We start from the raw sequence: 19,413 nt of genomic DNA, 5'->3' as shown, positions 1-19,413 counted from the left end.
TACTACTGGCACTGCTCTTTGGATATCGAAGTATTATGGAACTGGTATTTCTGGTTTCGATTGCTGTGAAAGGGGTGACCCGGAAGCCACACAATCCACCACCAAACAGACCACCTTGGCAACATCACCGTAATCATACCAGCCCGTAAAGAAGAAAAGACCATCTGCAAAACCGTGCAGTCGGTGTTAGAGAGTTGTGAGGAATGTGGGAATGATGTGTAAAGGTCATCGTTGTGGATGACGGCTCAACGGATAAAACTGCTGAGAAGGTCATGGAGACATTTAGACATGGCAGAGTTCAGCTTATCACACAACCCAATGGCGGCAAGAGCCGAGCATTGAACCATGGTATTGAGGCTGCCACAGCCTGCAAATCAACCGCAACACTCACAGGCTGTGGAGAGGAATACATCCTCTACATTGATGCAGACTGTACGCTTTCGCAGGATTTCATCCGTAATCTTACATCCTAGCTCACACAATCCACTATTGCCGTTGGCGGTCGTATGGAGGTAAAGGCAGACACAGGCCATGCGGACACAGGCAAAAAAACACGGGCTCCCAGGGAGCCAAACTAAGACCTCTTTTAGAAGCAATGCAGGCTATTGAATGCCAGCAGTCGTTTCACTTCCTTCGGCCACTCTTTGACAACTACAACCTCATCATCAGCGAAGCGTTTGGAATGTTTCGTGTCCAAGACGTGAAGTGGGTCGGCGGTTACCGGTTGGACGGGCATATACGGTACTCAGAGCTTGCCGTCTGTTATACACAGGTGCGTAGGACATAAGGGACTTATGGAACCAATGGATACGGTGGCAGCGCAGCGAGATGGAGAGTATGAAAGGGCTAATGGAGTGCGACTGTGAGGAAAGCGAGAATGGCGAGTGTGGAGAAGATAAGTATAAAGATACAGGCTAAGACTGGTGGTTTGGTACTATCGGTTGGATGCATGGTATCCGGCGATCTATATGTTGGGTGTTACCTGTGTATTTGGTTGTCTTTTCTGGATTTGGATAGAGCTGATCGCTTACTTGGGATATTTCGTACTTTTGATTTAGTGCGAGTGCGTGAGTAATGAAGGAAACAAAGACGGTGGAGAAAGAACGCAGGACATAGAAACTATAGCCACAAAACAGATAGAAAACAACCACAAAAGCTTCTTTATTGCACTTCTTACCTATCTCATCACAATGCGCTGTATTACATCTTTATTAATGCGGCCCGGTTCGTAGGGATGATTAAGTTCATTGTTAGGAGTCGGAGAGAACGGGGAGAGATTAGGAGAATGTAGAGTGGTTAGATAAATACACGGTCACAAGGCCGGTTAGTAAAAGGGAGATTAATAACAGATGGAACTGCAACATGTGTTTCTGATAGGTGCCAAAAGTCTTGGTGCTTACGGCGGATATGAAACATTTATAGACAAGTTAACAGAATACCATCAGAACGACGAAGTTATCCGTTACCATGTTGCAGTTAAGGCAAACGGTCAGGGCTGCATGGATGAAACGAAGGTAGATGCTCAAATTATCGATAAGAAGCATTTTATCTACCACAACGCTGATTGCTTCAAGATCCATGTGCTGGAGAAGCTGGGACCAGCACAGGCTATCTACTATGATTGCAAGGCGTTGTCCGAGTGTGTGAAATATATAAAGGCAAACGGAATTCAACATCCCATCGTTTATATCATGGCTTGTCGAATTGGACCATTCACCAAAAAATATTACAAAGAAATCCACAAGCTGGGAGGAATGATTTATCTGAACCCGGATGGCCATGAGTGGATGCGAGCCAAATGGAGCAAGCCGGTGCGGAAGTATTGGAAAGTCTCCGAGCAGATGATGGTCAAGTATTCTGACCTTGATATCTGCGACAGCTTGAACATTGAGAAGTATATCCATGAACAGTATGACGGCAAAGGCATCGGTGGCAGAAATCCGAAGACCACATTTATTGCCTATGGTGCTGAAACCAGAAAGAGTCTACTTACAGATGACGATGAGAAGCTGCTTCGGTGGTATGCAGAAAAAGGATTAGCAAGAAAAGCGTATTACCTAGTAGTCGGTCGTTTTGTTCCTGAAAACAATTACGAGACGATGATCCGTGAGTTCATGAAGAGCAACACAAAGAAGAACTTTGCTATCATCACAAATGTGAACGATGAATTCTTGAATGAGTTGGAGCAGAAGCTGGGGTATAGAAAAGATAAGAGAATAAAGTTCGTAGGAACGGTTTATGACCAGGAACTTCTCATGAAGATAAGAGAAAATGCATACGGGTATTTCCATGGTCACGAGGTTGGTGGAACGAATCCTTCGCTGCTGGAGGCTCTTGGTAGTACTGATTTGAATCTGCTTCTTGACGTTGGTTTCAACCGAGAGGTTGCAGAGGATAGTGCGTTGTACTGGACAAAGAAAGAGGGATGTCTGACGGAACTGATTGAGAAAGCGGATCAGATAGATGAGGAGCAGCTTGCTAAATTAGGAGTGAAGAGTACGCAGCGTATTAAGGAAACATATAGCTGGCCTTATATCTGTGATAGATATAAAGACACTTGGTTGGGAGAAGTTAAGTAATGGAATTATATGCGCTTAGAGAGGAGCTTAAGTATATAGTGAAACATATCATGCGCTTTGGATTAAAAGCGTATTGGCTTGCTCCTATGAAAGAAAAACGTATATTGTTCATGGCAAATATGGGTAAAGGGTATTTGTGTAATCCGAAATACATTTATGAGTCAATGCTTGATGATGAACGTTTTGCTGGATATGAATTCATATGGTGTTTTAATAATCCGGAAGATTATGGGTTTATAGCACAAAAACCTAATACGAAAGTGATATGTAAAAAAGACCATGTTGAGTTCTTTAAATACCTTCTTACTTCGGGAATCGTTGTTTATAACTGCGGTGGCTTTTCTTATGCACCAATTAGAAAAAAACAATTCCTTATAGAAACTGGTCATGGTGGAGGATTACAGAAAAGAAATGGTTTTCTACAGGAAGGAAAGAGTAAAGCTTCGAATAAAGGAATAACTCTTGCGTCTAAAGACATTAAGCTTTGGATTTCTTCCTCGAAACTTCAGTCTGAAATGTATACCCGCCAAGCAATGGCTTATCGTGGTGAAATTCTTGATTCCGGTTATCCAAGGACAGATTTGTTTTTTAAGGCGACATCTGAGCAAAAAGAACGGATACGAAAGAACTTGGGTGTAGGAGCAAATGAAAAGATTATACTTTATGCGCCAACGTTCAAGGGGGATGAAGGCCATGCGGTAGCATTGAGTAAAAGTGTTGAAGTAATCGATGTTTATCTTGTCAAAGATACGTTGAAGAAAAGATTTGGAGGCGATTGGGTATTTGCAAAGAGAGGACATCAGTATTCACAACAGGTAGATATTGATACTGCGGATTATGATTGGACAAAGTATCCGGATATGCAAGAGATACTTCTGGTGGCAGATATTCTTATTACTGATTACTCTTCTTGCCTTTGGGACTTTGCAATAATGCATAAGCCGTGCTTTCTATTTGTTCCGGATTTAAAGACATACATGAATAAAGATAGAGGATTTTATATTCCAATTGAAAAGTGGGCAGGGATTATGGTTTATGAAAACAGTGAATGGAAAGAAAAAATAGAAAGTTTTGAATCGACTCAATACAATGCGGTAGTAGATGAGTACTTAATGATGATGGGATCTTATGAGAACGGAAATGCTACTGAAACTGTAAAGACAAGAATTTTGAGGAGGTAAGCAATGGCAAATATCGCATTACTAATTGCAGGCGGTTCTGGTGCTCGTATGCATCAGAATATTCCAAAGCAGTTTTTAACTGTTAATGAAAGACCTGTAATTGTGTATACATTAGAGGCATTTCAGAATCATCCGGAAATTGATGAGATCGCAGTGGTTTGTATCGAAGATTGGGAGTCAGTCCTTTGGGCATATGCAAACCAGTTCAATATCACAAAACTTAAGAATGTATTTTCTGGTGGTAAGAACGGACAGGATTCTATTCGAAATGGAGTATACGGATTAAGAGATGTTGGTTATGATGATAAGGATATTGTTCTTATACATGACGCGATTCGTCCAATGATATCTGCTGATATTATATCTGACTGTATTGTTACAACCAAGAAACATGGTTGCGCAATTACTGTCATTCCTTGCGCAGAGGCAATGATGCAGACAGAAGATGGAGAGGTTTCCATTGGTAGCTATCCCAGGGATAATCTTAAGAGAACGCAGACACCACAAGCTTTCTTTTTAGGAGATATTTGTGATCTTCACAAGCGCGCCCTTGAAGCTGGAATTACAAATTCTGTCGCTTCTTGTACATTAAAGATTGAGATGGGAGAACCTGTCTATTTCTCTGCTGGCTCAGAAAAGAATATCAAGCTTACTACGGTAGAGGATATTGATATTTTCAAAGCATTACTTGTGGCTAAGAGATCCGATTGGTTGAAGTAATATGAATCTACATAAAAGCAATACATATATTAATGACTTAGACGTAACTGTAAGCCATGTAGTTGGACTGAAAAAACTTAAAAATATGACAATTCTTATTACAGGAGTCACAGGCACGGTAGGTTCATATATTACAGACACATTGGTTAGATTAAATTATCAAGCCAAATATAGCATGACAATCATTCTAGCAGGAAGAAACCCAGAAAAGATCAATTCCATATTTGCTGATTTCAAGGATGGAGTAGAAACTATTCAATATAATTTGAATGCTCCAATTCAGTTTGATTTCGATGTTGATTTTATTATTCATGCAACAAGGAATGCACATGTGCTAGCTATACATCACAATATGGCTTAGAGACGGTCTCTGTTCGACTTTGCCATACCTATGGACCAATGATAACTGCAACAGATAATAGAGCACAGGTACAGTTTATCCATAATGCGATGAGCCATCAAGACATAGAACTTAAAAGTGCTGGAGTTCAGATGAGAAGCTACAATTATATAGCGGATGCAGTGTCAGGGATTCTGATTGTAATTTTGAATGGTCAGGCGGGTGAGTCTTATAATATCGCTAATCCGAATGTTCGAATCACAATCGCTGGTCTCGCACAAGTTATTGCGGAAGCAGAAGGACAGAAAGTAGTTTTCACTGATCCAGATGCAGTTGATTTAGCTAATAGATCGCCAATCGCAAAGCAGGTACTTGATACAACAAAATTGGAAAGTTTAGGCTGGACTGGAGGATACTCCGTAGCAGACGGGGTAAGACATACTCTTCAAATTCTCCATGAAGCAGAAGTTACAGAATAAACGTTAGAAGAACTAAAGAAAAGAGTTTGTGAAGCAAACTTGGACTTAGTTGCTAAAGGCGTAGTTATCTACGCTTGGAACAACTTATGCAGATTATTTCTACGGAGGCATTCCTCTTTAGAGAGTTCTTTAAAGAGGAAGTCGAAGAAACATATGAAGTAAATATTGGCAAGATCATCATCGAAGAAGTCCAGAAGTGTGGATATAATCCAATGTCGATTCCTGGAATTGTGGTAAAGAATCATGGAACGTTTGCTTGGGGAAAGAATGGAGCGAATGCTGTCTATAATGCAGTCGTGCTGGAAAAAGTCGCTGAGATGGATCTTAAAACTTTGGCATTTAATCCAAACAATCGCATGGCTCAGTATGTACTTGACAAACATTACAATCGTAAGCATGGAAAGAATGCTTACTACGGACGAGGAAAGTAAAAAATAATGAGAAAAATAAGAGTGCTTCATATATTGCACGGGATGGAGACTTTTGGAGGAGTAGAAAGCTTCCTACTGCAATACTATAAAAATATTAATAGAGACTACATCACATTTGACTTCCTTATGTGCTGTAATAATACATTTGAAAAATATGAAGCAGATCCTATTTTTTCTGAATCAAAATTAATAGCACTTCATGCGCTGAATGTTGGTGGGAACAAAATAAGCAATTATAAAAAAATGGTTGAAGGTGTCAATGGCTATCTTCAAGAAAATGAGTATGATGTTGTTCATATTAACACGTCGAATGTTCTTCTGCAGACCTATCTTGCTAAGTACATGAAGTGTAGCAGTATAAGGATTGCACATTCTCACAGTGCTACACCGAGACAGGCCAAGGAGACTTTCAAATCAAGAATCAAAAAATTAATTAAAAATTTATACACTCATCACTGCCAAACTATTATATGCAAAAATAATGACTATCTGTTTGCATGCTCAATGAATGCCGGCGAGGCATTATTTGGTAAGCGAGGAATTCAAAATATAAAATTTAGAGTAATTAAAAATGCTATAGATACTATCCCATATCGATTTGATGTGAGTATAAGAGACTCGATTAGAAGTCAGCAACAGGTTTCGCCTTCGTGTATTGTTTATGGTACAGTAGGACGTTTAGCTGAATCGAAGAACCTTTTGTTTTTGCTAGACTTATTCAAAAAGTTACATCAGTCAAATCAGAAGATAAAACTTTGGATTGTTGGGGAAGGACCGATGCGGGCTAAATTAGAGTCAAAGATTCAGGCTGAGCATTTGGAAAGCTCTGTTACGCTATTCGGGGAACAGAATGATGTGCCTAGATTTTTGATGGGCATGGATTATTTTATTTTCCCTACCGTATATGAAGGATTGGGGATCGTTGCAATTGAAGCTCAGGCAACAGGTCTTCCAGTCATTGCATCCAATGCTGTACCTGCTGAAGCAAGAATATCGGATTACTATTATAGCGTTAGTTTAAATTCATCCATTGAAAATTGGATTAATGTAATTAATACTGTACCTCGAAATTTCAAGAGAGAAGATGGCTGGAGAAACGCGAAAAAGAATGGATATGATATAGAATCCTCATCCGAAGAACTTCTTTCATTTTATAAGGAAATAGGTGCTAAAATTCGATGATTGTAAGTAATAAAGATATAAACAAATGGATATTTGATTTCTTAATGGTATTCCTATTCTTTTCGGGAGTTGTAGAGCACTATAGTATTTGGCATATGCTAATATTAATAGGTGCAGCAGTTTTGATAATTGCCAATAGTTCACTAAGAAAACTGGATTTGCCAACTTTTGTAATATTATTTCTGGGCATAAGTCTTTTTATTATCAGTTCAGTACAAGTGTTGGATTTTTCAATCATTTCTAGTAACTTGAGGTCTTCTCTATATTCGATTTCAACCTTAGTAATCATGGTGCTATTAGTATCAAATGACCAAGAGGCAATTCGGACAAGAATAGAGGGAAGAATTAAGCTATTTAATGTCTTCTACATATTAAATCTGTTGGTTTTATATGTTCAAGAGAAAGGAACTGGACAATTTATAAAGGCATCTTGGCTAGCAGAGAATGGATACTATCCTGACCAGTGCGCTGGATTGTTTGGATTTAATGCAACAAATGTATTAGCTCTATATTCTATTTTCGTTCTTTCACTTAACTTGTTTTACGCATATTCACGAATGAAGAATGAGACGAAAAAAAAATTTTTTATCTTTTACACCTTGGCTTCGCAGGGGGTTATGGTAATAATGTCACAATATAACGACAACGTGGGTTACTATATTGAATTAGTGGTTTTTGCGGTATTTTACGCTCTAACTGTATTTTTTAAAGAGCCAGATTACCGGAGCAAAATTCTACATATCATAAAATATTTAGTACTGTTTATTCTTATTATTTTGGTTGCATTCAGTATACCTACATTAAGAGAGTTTATAGAGGATACTGTACAAAAAAGGTTGGTTAGAGGTTTTAGTTATAAATCAATAGGGGCGTATGGAAGTAATGAGCGTTTGGCTATTGTAGACTACGCAATTCATAAAAAATCAACGTGGTTGTTTGGCTTAGGTATTGGTGCTGCAAAATGGGTTGAAAGTGATGTATTTGGATTTGCTCATTTTGGTATTAGTAGTATGGGCTCGTATATACTTTTGAGCGGATTATGGTTTTATTTAGTATACGTAATCGGCTACTCATATGGATGTTATAAGATTATTTTTTCTGATCATAAGAATCGATTCGCGGTCTATTTAGTATTAGTTGGATTGGTGATTTTTTTATCAAACTATACTGCTTTATTTAATAATGCTAGAATTACTTTTTTATTAATGCTGATCATTGCTACCGCAAAAATGACTGTAGATACAAAAATAACGAAAGAAACTTGAAAATGTTGTCTGCTGGAGGGAGGAAGAGTATGACTGATGATAAAAGCAAAGTTGCAGTAATTACTGAATACTATAAAAGTACCAACTATGGTGGCAATTTACAGGCATATGCATTAGCTAGATACATCACGGACAATATAGCTCCAGCATTTCAAATATGTTATTCACGCCCAAGTACATCCTTCAGGAGTAAATTAAAAGCAACTAATGGTATCATAAATAAGCTGCTATTAATATATTCAAGAGTGAAAGATAATCACAAAGTTACCAATACAATTAGGAAAGTTATAAAAAACACTTTTAAACAAGATAAATTTAGAATGATTGATGCTAGAAAGCGAAAGGTAATAGCGTTTGGAGAGGAAAACACACCTCATACAAGTGGCGTTTATAATGACGCACAACTGCATGATTACAAATCTAGTATTACATCCAAATCGTCATCTGAACTTGAGAGCTTTACTACATTTATAACAGGAAGCGATCAAGTGTGGAGAACCCTTGAAAAAAAACCATACTTTTTAACATTTGTACCAGAATGCAAAACAAAACTATCGTATGCTGCTTCTGTTTCAAAAAAAGAATTAGATATTAAAGAAAAGGCCTTCTTCAAGAAAGCACTAGTCGACTTTGACTCAGTATCTGTTAGAGAATACACGGATGTTGCTCTTATCAGAGAAGTATACGGCAAGGATATAAAATGGGTTGTCGATCCAGTATTTCTTCTTCAGCAAGAGGAATGGGAGAAAATTTGCTCACCTCGTCAAGTTAAAGAGAAATATATATTTTGTTATTTTTTGGGAGATGAGGTTAAGCCTCGTAAATTGGCTCAGGAATATGCTAAGCGACATGGATTAAAGATTCTCTATATGCCTTACTTGACAAACGAATTTCCCTTCTATGATTTATTGAACCATGAGAATGAGGAAAAACTTTTTGACGTAGGAGTAGAAGATTTTCTTTCGTTGATATCATATTCGGAAGCAATATTTACTGATAGCTTTCATACTGCGGCATTTTCCGGTATTTTTAAAAAGAATTATTATGTGTTTGACCGTACTGTTAGGATTAGTATGAATTCTCGCTTAATTAGTCTGTTGGATTTATTTGAAACCCAGGAACGTTTTTGCGACACAAAGGAGAAAGTTACAATTGAGTATTTAGAGTCATTAAATGAAATCGACTATAGTCGTAGTCTAACAAAACTTTCATGCATGATAGAGGAGTCAAAAGAGTGGTTGAAAAAAAATATAAAATAATAGGAGATAAAACAGTTTGATATGGAAGTGAATAGAAAAAAACAACTATCATTGGGCGTGGTAGTATCCTATTTAACTGTAATAGTGCAGTGTTTATCGGGGGTAGTCTATACTCCTATAATTTTGAGAAGTTTAGGCCAGAGTGAATATGGAATTTACTCGTTGTGTATATCATTCTCTGGTTACTTAATAATCTTTAATGCCGGTTTAAATGCTGCCTTTGTGAGGTTTTACGTACAGACTAAAATTAAGGACAAAGATAGGATTCCCAAATTAAATGGTCTATTTTTTAGAGTTTTTGTGGTCTTATCAGTTGTGAGTTTAGTGGTTGGCCTCCTGATTGGATCTAATGCAGAGGCCCTTTTAGGAAATAAAATTAGTACTTCAGAGTATGAACTTGCTAAAACATTATTTGTTATATTAGCATTTACCACATGCGCGACTGTAATTAATTGTATTTTCAGTTCGTTAATCATAGCGAATGAACGATTTATATTTGGAAAGTTAGTCAATTTATTTCAAATTGTAATGGCACCATTAATTACTATTCCGCTATTGCTTAGAGGACATGGTTCCATATTAATTTTCAATATTAAGCTGGCATTAACAATATTAATTACCTTATTTAATGCTGCGTATTGTATCAAAGTTCTGAAAGTTAAATTTTCTTTTGAAAGAATAGATAAAGTCCTGCTGAAAAGTATTTTGATTTTTGCTTGTGCTATTGTTATCCAATCGGTGATGGATCAATTAAATTGGCAGGTAGACAAGTTTATCTTAGCGTGGACTAATGGAACGTCTGAGATTTCAATCTACTCGGTAGGAAGTACTTTGAATACCTACTATATAATGATTGCATCTGCAATGTCGAGTGTTTTTATAGCTGAAATTAATAGGTTGGTTTCGCTAAATAAACTAAAAGAATTATCAGAACTATTTGTTAAAACATCGAGATTATTTGCTATTTTAGTGTTCTTAATAATGTCAGGATATTGTTTTTTTGGAAAGGCATTTATATACAAATGGGCAGGAGCAGGATATGATGATTCGTATTATGTTGGATTACTCATTATGTTACCAGTAACTGTTTCTTTAACGATGGGGCTAGGTCAAGACATTGTAAGAGCTAAGAATATTCACAAGGTACAGATACTTATAAACATAGTAGTTTGCCTATGTAATTTTTTAGTGAGCATACCGTTAGCAATGCATTTCGGCGCGATTGGTAGCGCATTTGGGACATTTTTATGTGAGTGTATAATCTGTATCTTAGTTCAAAGCATATATTATTACAAAGTTGCAAAACTAAATATGAAACAATACTATATTGAAATGTTCCATATAGCAAAAGGATTATTACTGCCTATTTGCTTGGGCTTTATTATCATTAAATTCAATTTAGTTGGTACATCGTTATCTTTATTAGCAGTATATGGTTTGCTGTATGTATTTACTTATATGATTTCGATGTGGCTATTTGCTATGAATGCGTATGAAAAGGGCATCATCATTAAGATAATGAGAAAAGTATTTGTTCTTAGAAGAGGGTAATGAAAATGTTTGGTAAGCAGACTTCACAGTATAAAAAATGGGTTAGTCATGCCGAAAATTTGGGAATGATGCCAATGAACTTAGATATTGTAAATACTGGTTCTACGCCATCGTTGCTTGCTTACGATTATAACTTGTGGAAACTACGCGGTTTTAATATGGCATCACAACCTCAGCCACTATATTATGATTTTGAAACATTAAAAAAATATGCAAACCATTTACGAAAGGGCGCCATAGTTATCATAAGCATAGAAGAATTCAAATTAATCGTAGATGCATATGAAAATGAAAGCTCTGATCATAAGTATTACTTATGGTTAAATAGTGATCAGATTAGAACATATAGCAAAAGTAAAGACTTTTTATTAAAAAAAATTCCGATTGTTCTGCATCCACAATTTCTATTACACGATGTAAAAAGATTTGTAAATGGTTTACCTGCAGATCGTGAGAATTATTCGAAGTTGAAGACAGCAGATGATATCGAATGGGCCAACAGGTGGATGAATGGATGGAAAAATGAGTTTGGATGGAATGACAGGTACGAATTATCAGCAAAGCAGATAGAAAATATTAGAATTAATACAGATCGATTGAAAGATATGGTCGATTTTTGCAGGGATAATGAATGGACGCCGTATCTTGTCATTTCTCCGTTTAGTCCAACCTTGGAAAGCTTGATGCCGACGGATATTTTAGATCAATGTTTATGGAATCCGGTGAACAGCATTGCTGAGGGAAAAAAGGTTTCTGTAATAAACTTATATAGTTGTAAAGAACTTTTGCACAATGAATTGTATGAAAATGCTCTGTGCTTTAATGATTCTGGAAGATTAAAATTCAATAAATTGTTGCAAGATAGAATAGGTGTTACGGAGGAAATAAATCTAGTGGATGACAAAAAAATGTATATGTTAAGAAATGAAATTACGATTCCATGGATATCTTTTGGAACGGGAGTTATTTGGCGCTATACAAGAAATAAGCTTTTGTTTGGAAAGTGGTTAATTAGAAATTGTTTAAGAAGTATTAAACATATGAAAATCAGTAGAGAACTGTATGGAAATTTGCATATAAAAAGAATTTTACATGATGCATATGATACGGGATATAGAATGTTTGATTCCGGAAGAATTTACGCTCATTCAGAAGAAAGTATTGGGGCAACGGTATCCAATTACCAGGATGTATTCCTGGCAACAAAATGTTCAGCGATGGATGTTACTAGAGCTGCATCTCCAAATGATGTTGCAGGTAATCTTGACAATTCTCTTTCAAATTTGAAAAAAGATCATGTAGATTTATATATGTTGCATTGGCCGGAGGGCGATTGGCTTAACTATTACAAACAGATTATTGATTGCTACAATAAAGGAAAATGTAGAGCATTTGGTGCATGTAATTTGAATTTAGATGATTTGAAAAAGATTAAATCAGAAGGGATTGATCTACCAATGGTTGTGCAAACAGAAATACATCCGTTGTGCGTGAGAAAAGAGCTTCGAGACTATTGTAGGGAACATGGCATTCAATTGATGGCTCATACATCTACTGGAAATGGAACGAAAAAACTGCGTGACAATTCTTTGATGAAGCATTTAATGGAGAAATATCATAAGAGTTGTACACAGATTGTTCTGAGATGGCATTATCAGAATAACGTAATCCCAGTCATTAGCACCTTTCACAAGGAGCATATGAAAGAGAATCTTGATATTTTTGACTTTGAATTAACTTCTGCTGAGATGAAATCAATTGATGGTTTGGATGAAAACCTCATTGTTTTAAATTCACATGGAATTGATGATCCAAACTATATTTATAATTTTTAAGTTTTTATATGGAAGGATGACATAAATGGGTAAAATATTTCAGCTAGATATATGGAAATTCATAAAATTAAATTTCCTGTCAAAGAATATCAAAAGAGATAAAGGAACATATATAGTTCCATATAGAAATTCTGTGGTGGATATTGATAAGAATGCAAACGTAGTGTTGCATGCTAAACTTGTATTAAATCTTCCAGAAATCAAAGGTTCAAAAAAACAGACAACACTGTTTATAAGAGGAAATGGAAAGCTAATAGTAAATGGAACAGTAATACTTAGATCAGGAACCACACTGCAGGTTCAAAAAGAAGGAAGTATAACAATAGGAAAAGCAGATATTAATCATGATGCAACTATTATTGCAAAGAACCATATGAAGATTGGTGATGGTCTTTTAGTATCTAGAAATGTAGTGATACTCGATTCGGATTTCCATAAAATTATGAATGAACAGGGAGCAATAATTAATACGCCTAGAGACATTATGATTGGTGATCATGTTTGGATTGGAGTCAATGCAACTATTCTGCGTGGGGCACAGATTGGTGCTGGCGCAATTGTTTCAGCGGGTGCTGTAGTTGGAGGAAAAATTAAAGAAGGAACAATGGCAGCTGGAAATCCTGCAAGATCCTATTCTGCGGTGTTGTGGGAGAAATAAAAATGATAGATAAGTTACATAAAGATAGTTGTACAGGCTGTAAGGCCTGTGGAGATATATGCCCTAAGGAAGCTATATCATTTCCAATAGATGCAGAAGGATTTTGGCATCCGATTATAGATGAAGATAAATGTATTAAATGTAACCTGTGCGAGAAAGCTTGCCCTGCACTAAGCACATCAATGTTTGAAAATGGTTCAAGAAAAGTACCGTCGACTTACAAAGTCTATCACAAAGATAAGAATGTCAGGTATAATAGCACTTCTGGAGCTTTATATTATGCATTAGCGGAATCCTTTGTGGAAAATCGTGATTACATTGCCGGATGTGTTTATGATGACGATTACAAGGGAGCACACCATGAAGTAGGAAATACTGTTGAAAGCTTACAAAAGATAATGAGATCGAAATACTTTCAAAGTGATACTGCGGGAGTTTATAAAACAATAAAAAAGCTTTTGCAAAAAAGTGAGAGAGTTTTGTTTTGTGGTACAGGATGTCAGGTCGCAGGATTATATGGTTTCCTAGGAAAGGATTATCCAGGGCTATATACAGTTGAACTCATATGTAGGGGAGTAAATTCACCGCTTGCGTTTTCTTCATATATGGATGAGCTTGAGAAAAAGTTTGGCTCTGAAATTCAGGAAGTTCACTTAAAGAATAAATCTCATGGTTGGACAAATCTTGGAACCCTCGTAAAATTTAAAAATGGTGAGTCATATTATAAGGACAGATATCATGATCCGTGGGTTAACGCTTACATAGTTGGAAATCTGTATATACGGCCATGCTGTGAACATTGTAAATATAAATCTTTTCCAAGGGTCGCAGACATCACCATCGGAGATTTCTGGGGATTAAAGTTTTCTAAGGAAGAGCAGAAACTTGGTGTTTCAGTTGCTTTGGTTAATACACCTAAAGGCGATGAGCTGATGTCCACAAGTAAGAATTTCATGGAAGTCGAAGAACGTTCTTTAGATGAAGCAGCTAAAGGTAATCCCGCTTTGCAGTCAACTGTGAAAATGAATCCAGATCGAAATGAGTTTTTTAAAAGAATAAAAAATGAGCCATATAGCAAAGTAGTGTGGAACTTATTGGGGATCACTAAAATGTCCTTGGTAATCTCAACAGCGAAAAGAAACACCAAGACGCTTCTAAAGAAATGTTATTATCGTTTAATCAAGAGAAGATTAGTGCGTCAAAGAATGGAGTTGAAATAAATGGAAAAGGAAAAGATATCTGAACTACTAAAACAAGTTCGAAAAAATGAGAAAAATAATGTTCAGAATGAAGGAGTAAAAATAGCGGTTCTTGGATCGTGCTCTATTCAGTATTTTGTTAAAATATTAAGATACTACCTTAATCAAAACGGAGTTCAATGCAACATTTACGAAGGTGAATATTCAGGAATAAACATGGATGTTTTTGATCCAAATTCTTCGTTGTACGAATTTAATCCAGAATATGTAATTATGTTGCCATTTTATAGTGATGTAAAGGAATGCCCACCACTTCTTTCTGAGGGAAACAAAATAATAGAGTATTTAGACGATGTAAAGAAGTATTATGAGCAGTTGTGGAGCCAAATTAACGGGAGACTAGAAGCTAAAATACTTCAAGCTAATTTTGTCCTTCCGCCTGTTAGAGTATTAGGGAATCTGGAATATCAAAAAGAATATGGTCGAAACGAATTCTTGTATTCTGTAAATAGAGAATTGCTAAAGGTTGCCCCTTCAACCGTGACCATCGTGGATGTAGATGCGCTGTCTAATAATGTTGGTAAATACAATTGGTTTGATTATAAGGCATATTTTTTGAATAAAGCGGCTGTTAGATTGGATTACATGCCAGAGTATGTCATGTGTTTCGTTCATGAAATTTTAGCCTTACGTGGAAATATTCGAAAATGCCTAGTACTTGATTTAGACAATACGCTTTGGGGTGGTGTTGTGGGTGATGAAGGATGGGAAGGAATACAGATTGATTCTAATAATGCCGTTGGAGAGGCTTATAGGTATTTCCAACAATATTGCTTAGAACTAAAACAGAGAGGCATTATTCTCGCAGTATGTAGTAAGAATGATGAAGCTACTGCAAAAGAACCTTTTGAGAAGAACGAAAATATGATACTAAAGCTTGATGATATTTCTTGCTTTATAGCAAACTGGGAGAATAAGGCTGATAACATTAGAAGAATTGCGCAGGAGCTGAATATCGGAACCGACAGCCTGGTTTTCTTTGATGACAATCCGGCAGAGCGTCAAATTGTTCGCGAGTTTGTTCCTGAAGTTCATGTTATTGATGTTCCGCAAGATCCTGCATTGTATGTTCTACAAATGGAAAAAGAGCAGCCGTTTGAATGGACTCAGATTACCAAGGAAGACTTGGAACGTACAAACTCATACATTGAAAACCAAAAAAGACAAAAAATGCAGGAAAGCTTCGTTGACTATAATGAGTACTTGAAAGCATTGGAGATGAAGGGACATATCGGCAAGATTGAGAATGTAGATATTCCAAGATTTTCGCAGCTTATTAATAAATCAAATCAGTTCAATCTTCGCACAATAAGATATCAAGAGGCAAATATAATTGAAATGGTAGCAAATCCGGATTATCGGTGTCTCTATTGTAAACTTAGCGATAAGTATAGCAATTATGGTATTATCTCATGCGTGATTCTGCACAAAGAAGGTTCTTCTTGTTTTATAGATACTTGGGTAATGAGTTGTAGGGTGTTGAAACGCGGAGTTGAAGACTTGATGTTTAATGCTATTACGGATAATGCTAAAGCTTGGGGCTGTTCGAGTATTAGAGCTGAATACCTTCCAACTAAAAAGAATAAAATGGTGGAATCCTTCTATGAAGGTTTTGAATTTGAACTGACTTCTGCTAAAAACGGAACAAAAGAATACATTCTCAATGATTTGAATAATGTAGTAGATTGCTATATCGAGGAGGAATAAGAGCATGAACAGAGAAGAAATTGTAAAGGACTTACAGGAAATATTTAGAAATCTTTTTGATGATGAAGAGCTAGTGATTTTTGATGAAATGACATCAGCAGATATTGAGGATTGGGATTCTCTGATACATATTAATTTAGTCTCAGATATAGAATTGAAGTTTAATATTACGTTTACTACAGAAGAAATACTTGAAACCAAAAATGTAGGTGAATTTATCGACATTATTGAAAAAAAGGTAAATGGCGGTGTTTGAGTCTATTGGTTTAATAAATAAGGCTTGAAAGCCTTGTTTCAAGGATGAATGAATAGATGATTATCGGCATTGGGTGTGATCTCACAGTAATATCGAGATTTAAGAAAAATAAAGATTCACTGGCCAAAAAGATTCTTTCAGCGAATGAACTGCTAGAATATAATAGCTATCCAGGAAAGAGACAGTTTGAATTTCTTGCTGGGCGATTTGCAGCAAGATAAGCGCTGGTTAAAGCATTTCATGGAAAGTTCTCTGTACTGGATTTTAAAATTTTATCAGATGGCAACAGGGCACCTTATGTAAAAATTGACGGATATAATGTACAGATATCAATAGCGCACGATGGTGATTATACTTATGCTATCGCTATGATTGGGGAATAAGCATCCACCTTATAATAAGTAAGAGATTTCTCTGGACAGAAAACACAGTGGTGTCAGGCAGTGCGTGAATAATCCAGCTTCCGTGTCCCCTTTGTCCGGGGGCGCACAAAAATATTCAGTGCGTGTAGGCGGAAATTCCGCCTGTATAGAATTGGTTCTCTGCAACTTTTACTATTCATAATTAAAACCGAGAGCATCCTGCTCCAACTATCCTAATTTTATGGCAATCAGCATCAAATAGCACTATGGTAGATTATGTCGTGTTTACTAATTATCAACCTCTAGAATGTATTTCCACGATATAGTCGTGCATTCCCTTCTTGAAATCCTGCGCTAAAAAAGGAATATTCATATAAACACCGCTATGATTGAGTCTCCAATATAAATTCATGTTACCCCATAGAAATTTTCTATCGCTATAAGTGCTTTCTAATATCCCAAATAGGAAAACTCCAATGGTAAGTAATACCGTAAATGCACAATAAAATTCCCTAATGCATTATGCTCAATGATTGTCAGTGTAATCCCAACTATTACTAACCCAAAGCAAATAGTGATTATTCCGGGGGCACACTGGACTGGCGGCTCCTCTGCACCGTAATATTCAGCAAATAGCTGAGTTTATCTTGTTTTTAATCAATCCAGTATATCTGCCGAAGAAGTTGCCCAATGAAAAACGGTATGCCTGTAAATAGCCACTTTCCAACATGCAACCAATATATCTCTTCGTTGATTATGATGTTAACCGCAAGTAAAATTGGAATGAAGAAATAAGCTTTAGATTCTTTATTGTTTATTTTCCAAAAAAAATTTTGTAATTTTCGCGTAAATAACCAGTTCCCCAATAAATTATGTCTCTGTATAGGACTAATAGTAGTGATACACATATGATATATCCAATAACAGAGCCAATATTAAATTTAACAAATGTATTATAAAGGGCATACAAACTCACTACTGCCGTCAGTAAATAAAACTTTTTAAGATTGAAATCAATATAAAAATATTTATTTGAAAGAAATGTTCTTAATGAAAAGAATATTATGTATGCTATACCCGTTGATATAGCCGCTCCTTGACTTCCTAATTTGGGTACCAATAAATTGTTCCCAATAATATTTGTAATACATGCTCCAACAGCGACAATAATATGTACCCTGCTTTTCTTTTTAAACACTAAACCTGTAACTGTAGTCTCTGAAATTGTATACATAATTGGATTGAAAATTAGGAACGGTAAAATATACGCAGCTTCTCTGTATTTTTCTCCTAATAAAATCGCAAAAACGTCTTTCACCAGAATAAGTGATATTCCTATAAAGAACATAACAACGGTTATTATCTGATTTCCTTTTTGATAGAACTTTTTATCTTTAGGATACTTCGTGTAATGCTTAACTGCCATCGGCGACCATAATGTATTAAATGTGGTTTGAATAATTGCAAAAATATGCACTAATGTCATTGTAGAAGAATAGATTCCAACTTCTGTATATGTACAATATAAATTTAATGCTATTTTATCAATTGCTTGAAACAGGGTTGTGATTCCCATTGTAATGACATACGGATATGCGTATTTTAAAAGTATTTTATAATCTATAGTACACTCAGTATCACGGTTTTGAAATATATTCCACATTTGTGCTTGTGCAATTATACTAACAATCATACAAACGAATGATGCAATAAATGTACTAGAGGTGAGTATAAGCAAATCATCGCCACCAATTACCATAAGAAGGAAAAGGGTGATGCATACGTATGTTAATTTCTTTATTATGCTCAAAACGGAATACAATTTACTTCTATACTCTAGCCGAACAACTAAAAGACTGAAACGATAGACAAGTTCTGTCAGAGAATAAAAGCACAACATTATCATAATTGGAACAGAGAATTCAAAGTTTATAAAATGGTTATATGCACATATTGCAATAATTATAGTGACTAGAAAACTTACAATAATAGGAGGATTTATGCATCTAAATAATAAAGCTCGTTTATATCCAAGGCTCTCTCTTTCGTAATAGAATCTGACAACAGCCTGGTCTAGACCCATGCATAAGACCATAACTGCAATACTTGAATACATTGTGAATATAGAAAACTGTCCGTATTCTATAGGGTCAACAAGTCGTGTAATCAGAGGAGTGGTAAATAAACCAAGTAAAAGATTAAGTGCCGTTCCTGTACCTATAATTGTAAAATGCTTTAAAAATTTATTGTCATTCATCACGCTTGTCCCGGTTCTGGCAGTAACACAAGAGAATGATAAAAGCAATTCGTTCATTTTTATATTTATATATCAACTCCACTTTTCCCCCA

The 19,413-nt window shown here is 36.0% G+C and carries 16 protein-coding genes and 1 pseudogene; 16 read left to right on the top strand and 1 reads right to left on the bottom strand.

All coding sequences use genetic code 11. The features are described 5' to 3' along the window. Window positions 1-227: 227 nt before the first annotated feature. The 16 genes and pseudogenes from NSB28_RS25085 to NSB28_RS07140 all read left to right on the top strand — a co-directional run bounded on the left by NSB28_RS25085 (window position 228) and on the right by NSB28_RS07140 (window position 16,702). Window positions 228-473, top strand: coding sequence for a glycosyltransferase family 2 protein (locus tag NSB28_RS25085; protein ID WP_109626240.1), 246 nt, complete (start codon window positions 228-230; stop codon window positions 471-473). Window positions 474-1,349: 876 nt separating this feature from the next. Next, window positions 1,350-2,579 carry a beta 1-4 rhamnosyltransferase Cps2T gene (cps2T, locus tag NSB28_RS07210; RefSeq protein ID WP_109626238.1) on the top strand — a complete coding sequence of 410 codons (1,230 nt, stop codon included), beginning with the start codon at window positions 1,350-1,352 and terminating at the stop codon, window positions 2,577-2,579. Then, entirely contained in the window at window positions 2,579-3,760 is a 1,182-nt protein-coding gene (locus tag NSB28_RS07205; protein WP_109626237.1) for a CDP-glycerol glycerophosphotransferase family protein, read from the top strand. The genes cps2T and NSB28_RS07205 overlap by 1 nt, the downstream gene beginning before the upstream one ends. 3 nt (window positions 3,761-3,763) lie before the next feature. Continuing rightward, a complete protein-coding gene (locus NSB28_RS07200) occupies window positions 3,764-4,480 on the top strand; it encodes an IspD/TarI family cytidylyltransferase (RefSeq protein ID WP_109626236.1) in 717 nt (238 codons plus the stop codon). 1 nt (window position 4,481) lies between these two features. Beyond that, window positions 4,482-4,841, top strand: a complete 360-nt coding sequence (locus NSB28_RS07195) for a Rossmann-fold NAD(P)-binding domain-containing protein (protein WP_109626235.1) — start codon at window positions 4,482-4,484, stop codon at window positions 4,839-4,841. A gap of 26 nt (window positions 4,842-4,867) precedes the next feature. Then, window positions 4,868-5,299, top strand: a pseudogene (locus NSB28_RS07190) (NAD-dependent epimerase/dehydratase family protein); the annotation flags it as partial. Window positions 5,300-5,385: 86 nt separating this feature from the next. Further along, entirely contained in the window at window positions 5,386-5,730 is a 345-nt protein-coding gene (locus NSB28_RS07185; protein WP_257497610.1) for a class II aldolase/adducin family protein, read from the top strand. Window positions 5,731-5,736: 6 nt separating this feature from the next. Then, a complete protein-coding gene (locus tag NSB28_RS07180; RefSeq protein ID WP_109626233.1) occupies window positions 5,737-6,912 on the top strand; it encodes a glycosyltransferase in 1,176 nt (391 codons plus the stop codon). Continuing rightward, window positions 6,909-8,177, top strand: a complete 1,269-nt coding sequence (locus NSB28_RS07175; RefSeq protein WP_109626232.1) for a hypothetical protein — start codon at window positions 6,909-6,911, stop codon at window positions 8,175-8,177. Before NSB28_RS07180 ends, NSB28_RS07175 begins: the two co-directional genes overlap by 4 nt. Window positions 8,178-8,206: 29 nt before the next feature. After that, on the top strand, window positions 8,207-9,436 hold the full coding sequence (locus NSB28_RS07170) for a polysaccharide pyruvyl transferase family protein (RefSeq protein ID WP_257497611.1): 1,230 nt from the start codon (window positions 8,207-8,209) through the stop codon (window positions 9,434-9,436). A gap of 21 nt (window positions 9,437-9,457) precedes the next feature. Further along, on the top strand, window positions 9,458-10,987 hold the full coding sequence (locus NSB28_RS07165) for a lipopolysaccharide biosynthesis protein (RefSeq protein WP_109626230.1): 1,530 nt from the start codon (window positions 9,458-9,460) through the stop codon (window positions 10,985-10,987). 5 nt (window positions 10,988-10,992) lie between these two features. Next, window positions 10,993-12,822 carry an aldo/keto reductase family protein gene (locus tag NSB28_RS07160; protein WP_257497612.1) on the top strand — a complete coding sequence of 610 codons (1,830 nt, stop codon included), beginning with the start codon at window positions 10,993-10,995 and terminating at the stop codon, window positions 12,820-12,822. Window positions 12,823-12,847: 25 nt separating this feature from the next. Continuing rightward, complete coding sequence (locus NSB28_RS24655) at window positions 12,848-13,480, top strand: acyltransferase (RefSeq protein WP_109626228.1); 633 nt, start codon at window positions 12,848-12,850, stop codon at window positions 13,478-13,480. Window positions 13,481-13,482: 2 nt separating this feature from the next. Continuing rightward, the gene (locus NSB28_RS07150) at window positions 13,483-14,700 is read left to right on the top strand and encodes a Coenzyme F420 hydrogenase/dehydrogenase, beta subunit C-terminal domain (RefSeq protein WP_109626227.1); all 1,218 of its coding nucleotides are present in this window, start codon (window positions 13,483-13,485) and stop codon (window positions 14,698-14,700) included. Further along, complete coding sequence (locus NSB28_RS07145; protein ID WP_109626226.1) at window positions 14,701-16,446, top strand: HAD-IIIC family phosphatase; 1,746 nt, start codon at window positions 14,701-14,703, stop codon at window positions 16,444-16,446. A gap of 4 nt (window positions 16,447-16,450) precedes the next feature. After that, entirely contained in the window at window positions 16,451-16,702 is a 252-nt protein-coding gene (locus NSB28_RS07140; RefSeq protein WP_109626225.1) for an acyl carrier protein, read from the top strand. 1,176 nt (window positions 16,703-17,878) lie between these two features. On the opposite strand, the gene NSB28_RS07135 is transcribed toward NSB28_RS07140, so the two are convergent. Beyond that, window positions 17,879-19,321, bottom strand: a complete 1,443-nt coding sequence (locus tag NSB28_RS07135; protein ID WP_109626372.1) for a lipopolysaccharide biosynthesis protein — start codon at window positions 19,319-19,321, stop codon at window positions 17,879-17,881. Between the last annotated feature and the right edge of the window lie 92 nt (window positions 19,322-19,413).

This window comes from Murimonas intestini (assembly GCF_024622195.1).
Taxonomy (GTDB): domain Bacteria; phylum Bacillota; class Clostridia; order Lachnospirales; family Lachnospiraceae; genus Murimonas; species Murimonas intestini.
This window is presented reverse-complemented; position numbering and strand designations above follow the sequence as displayed.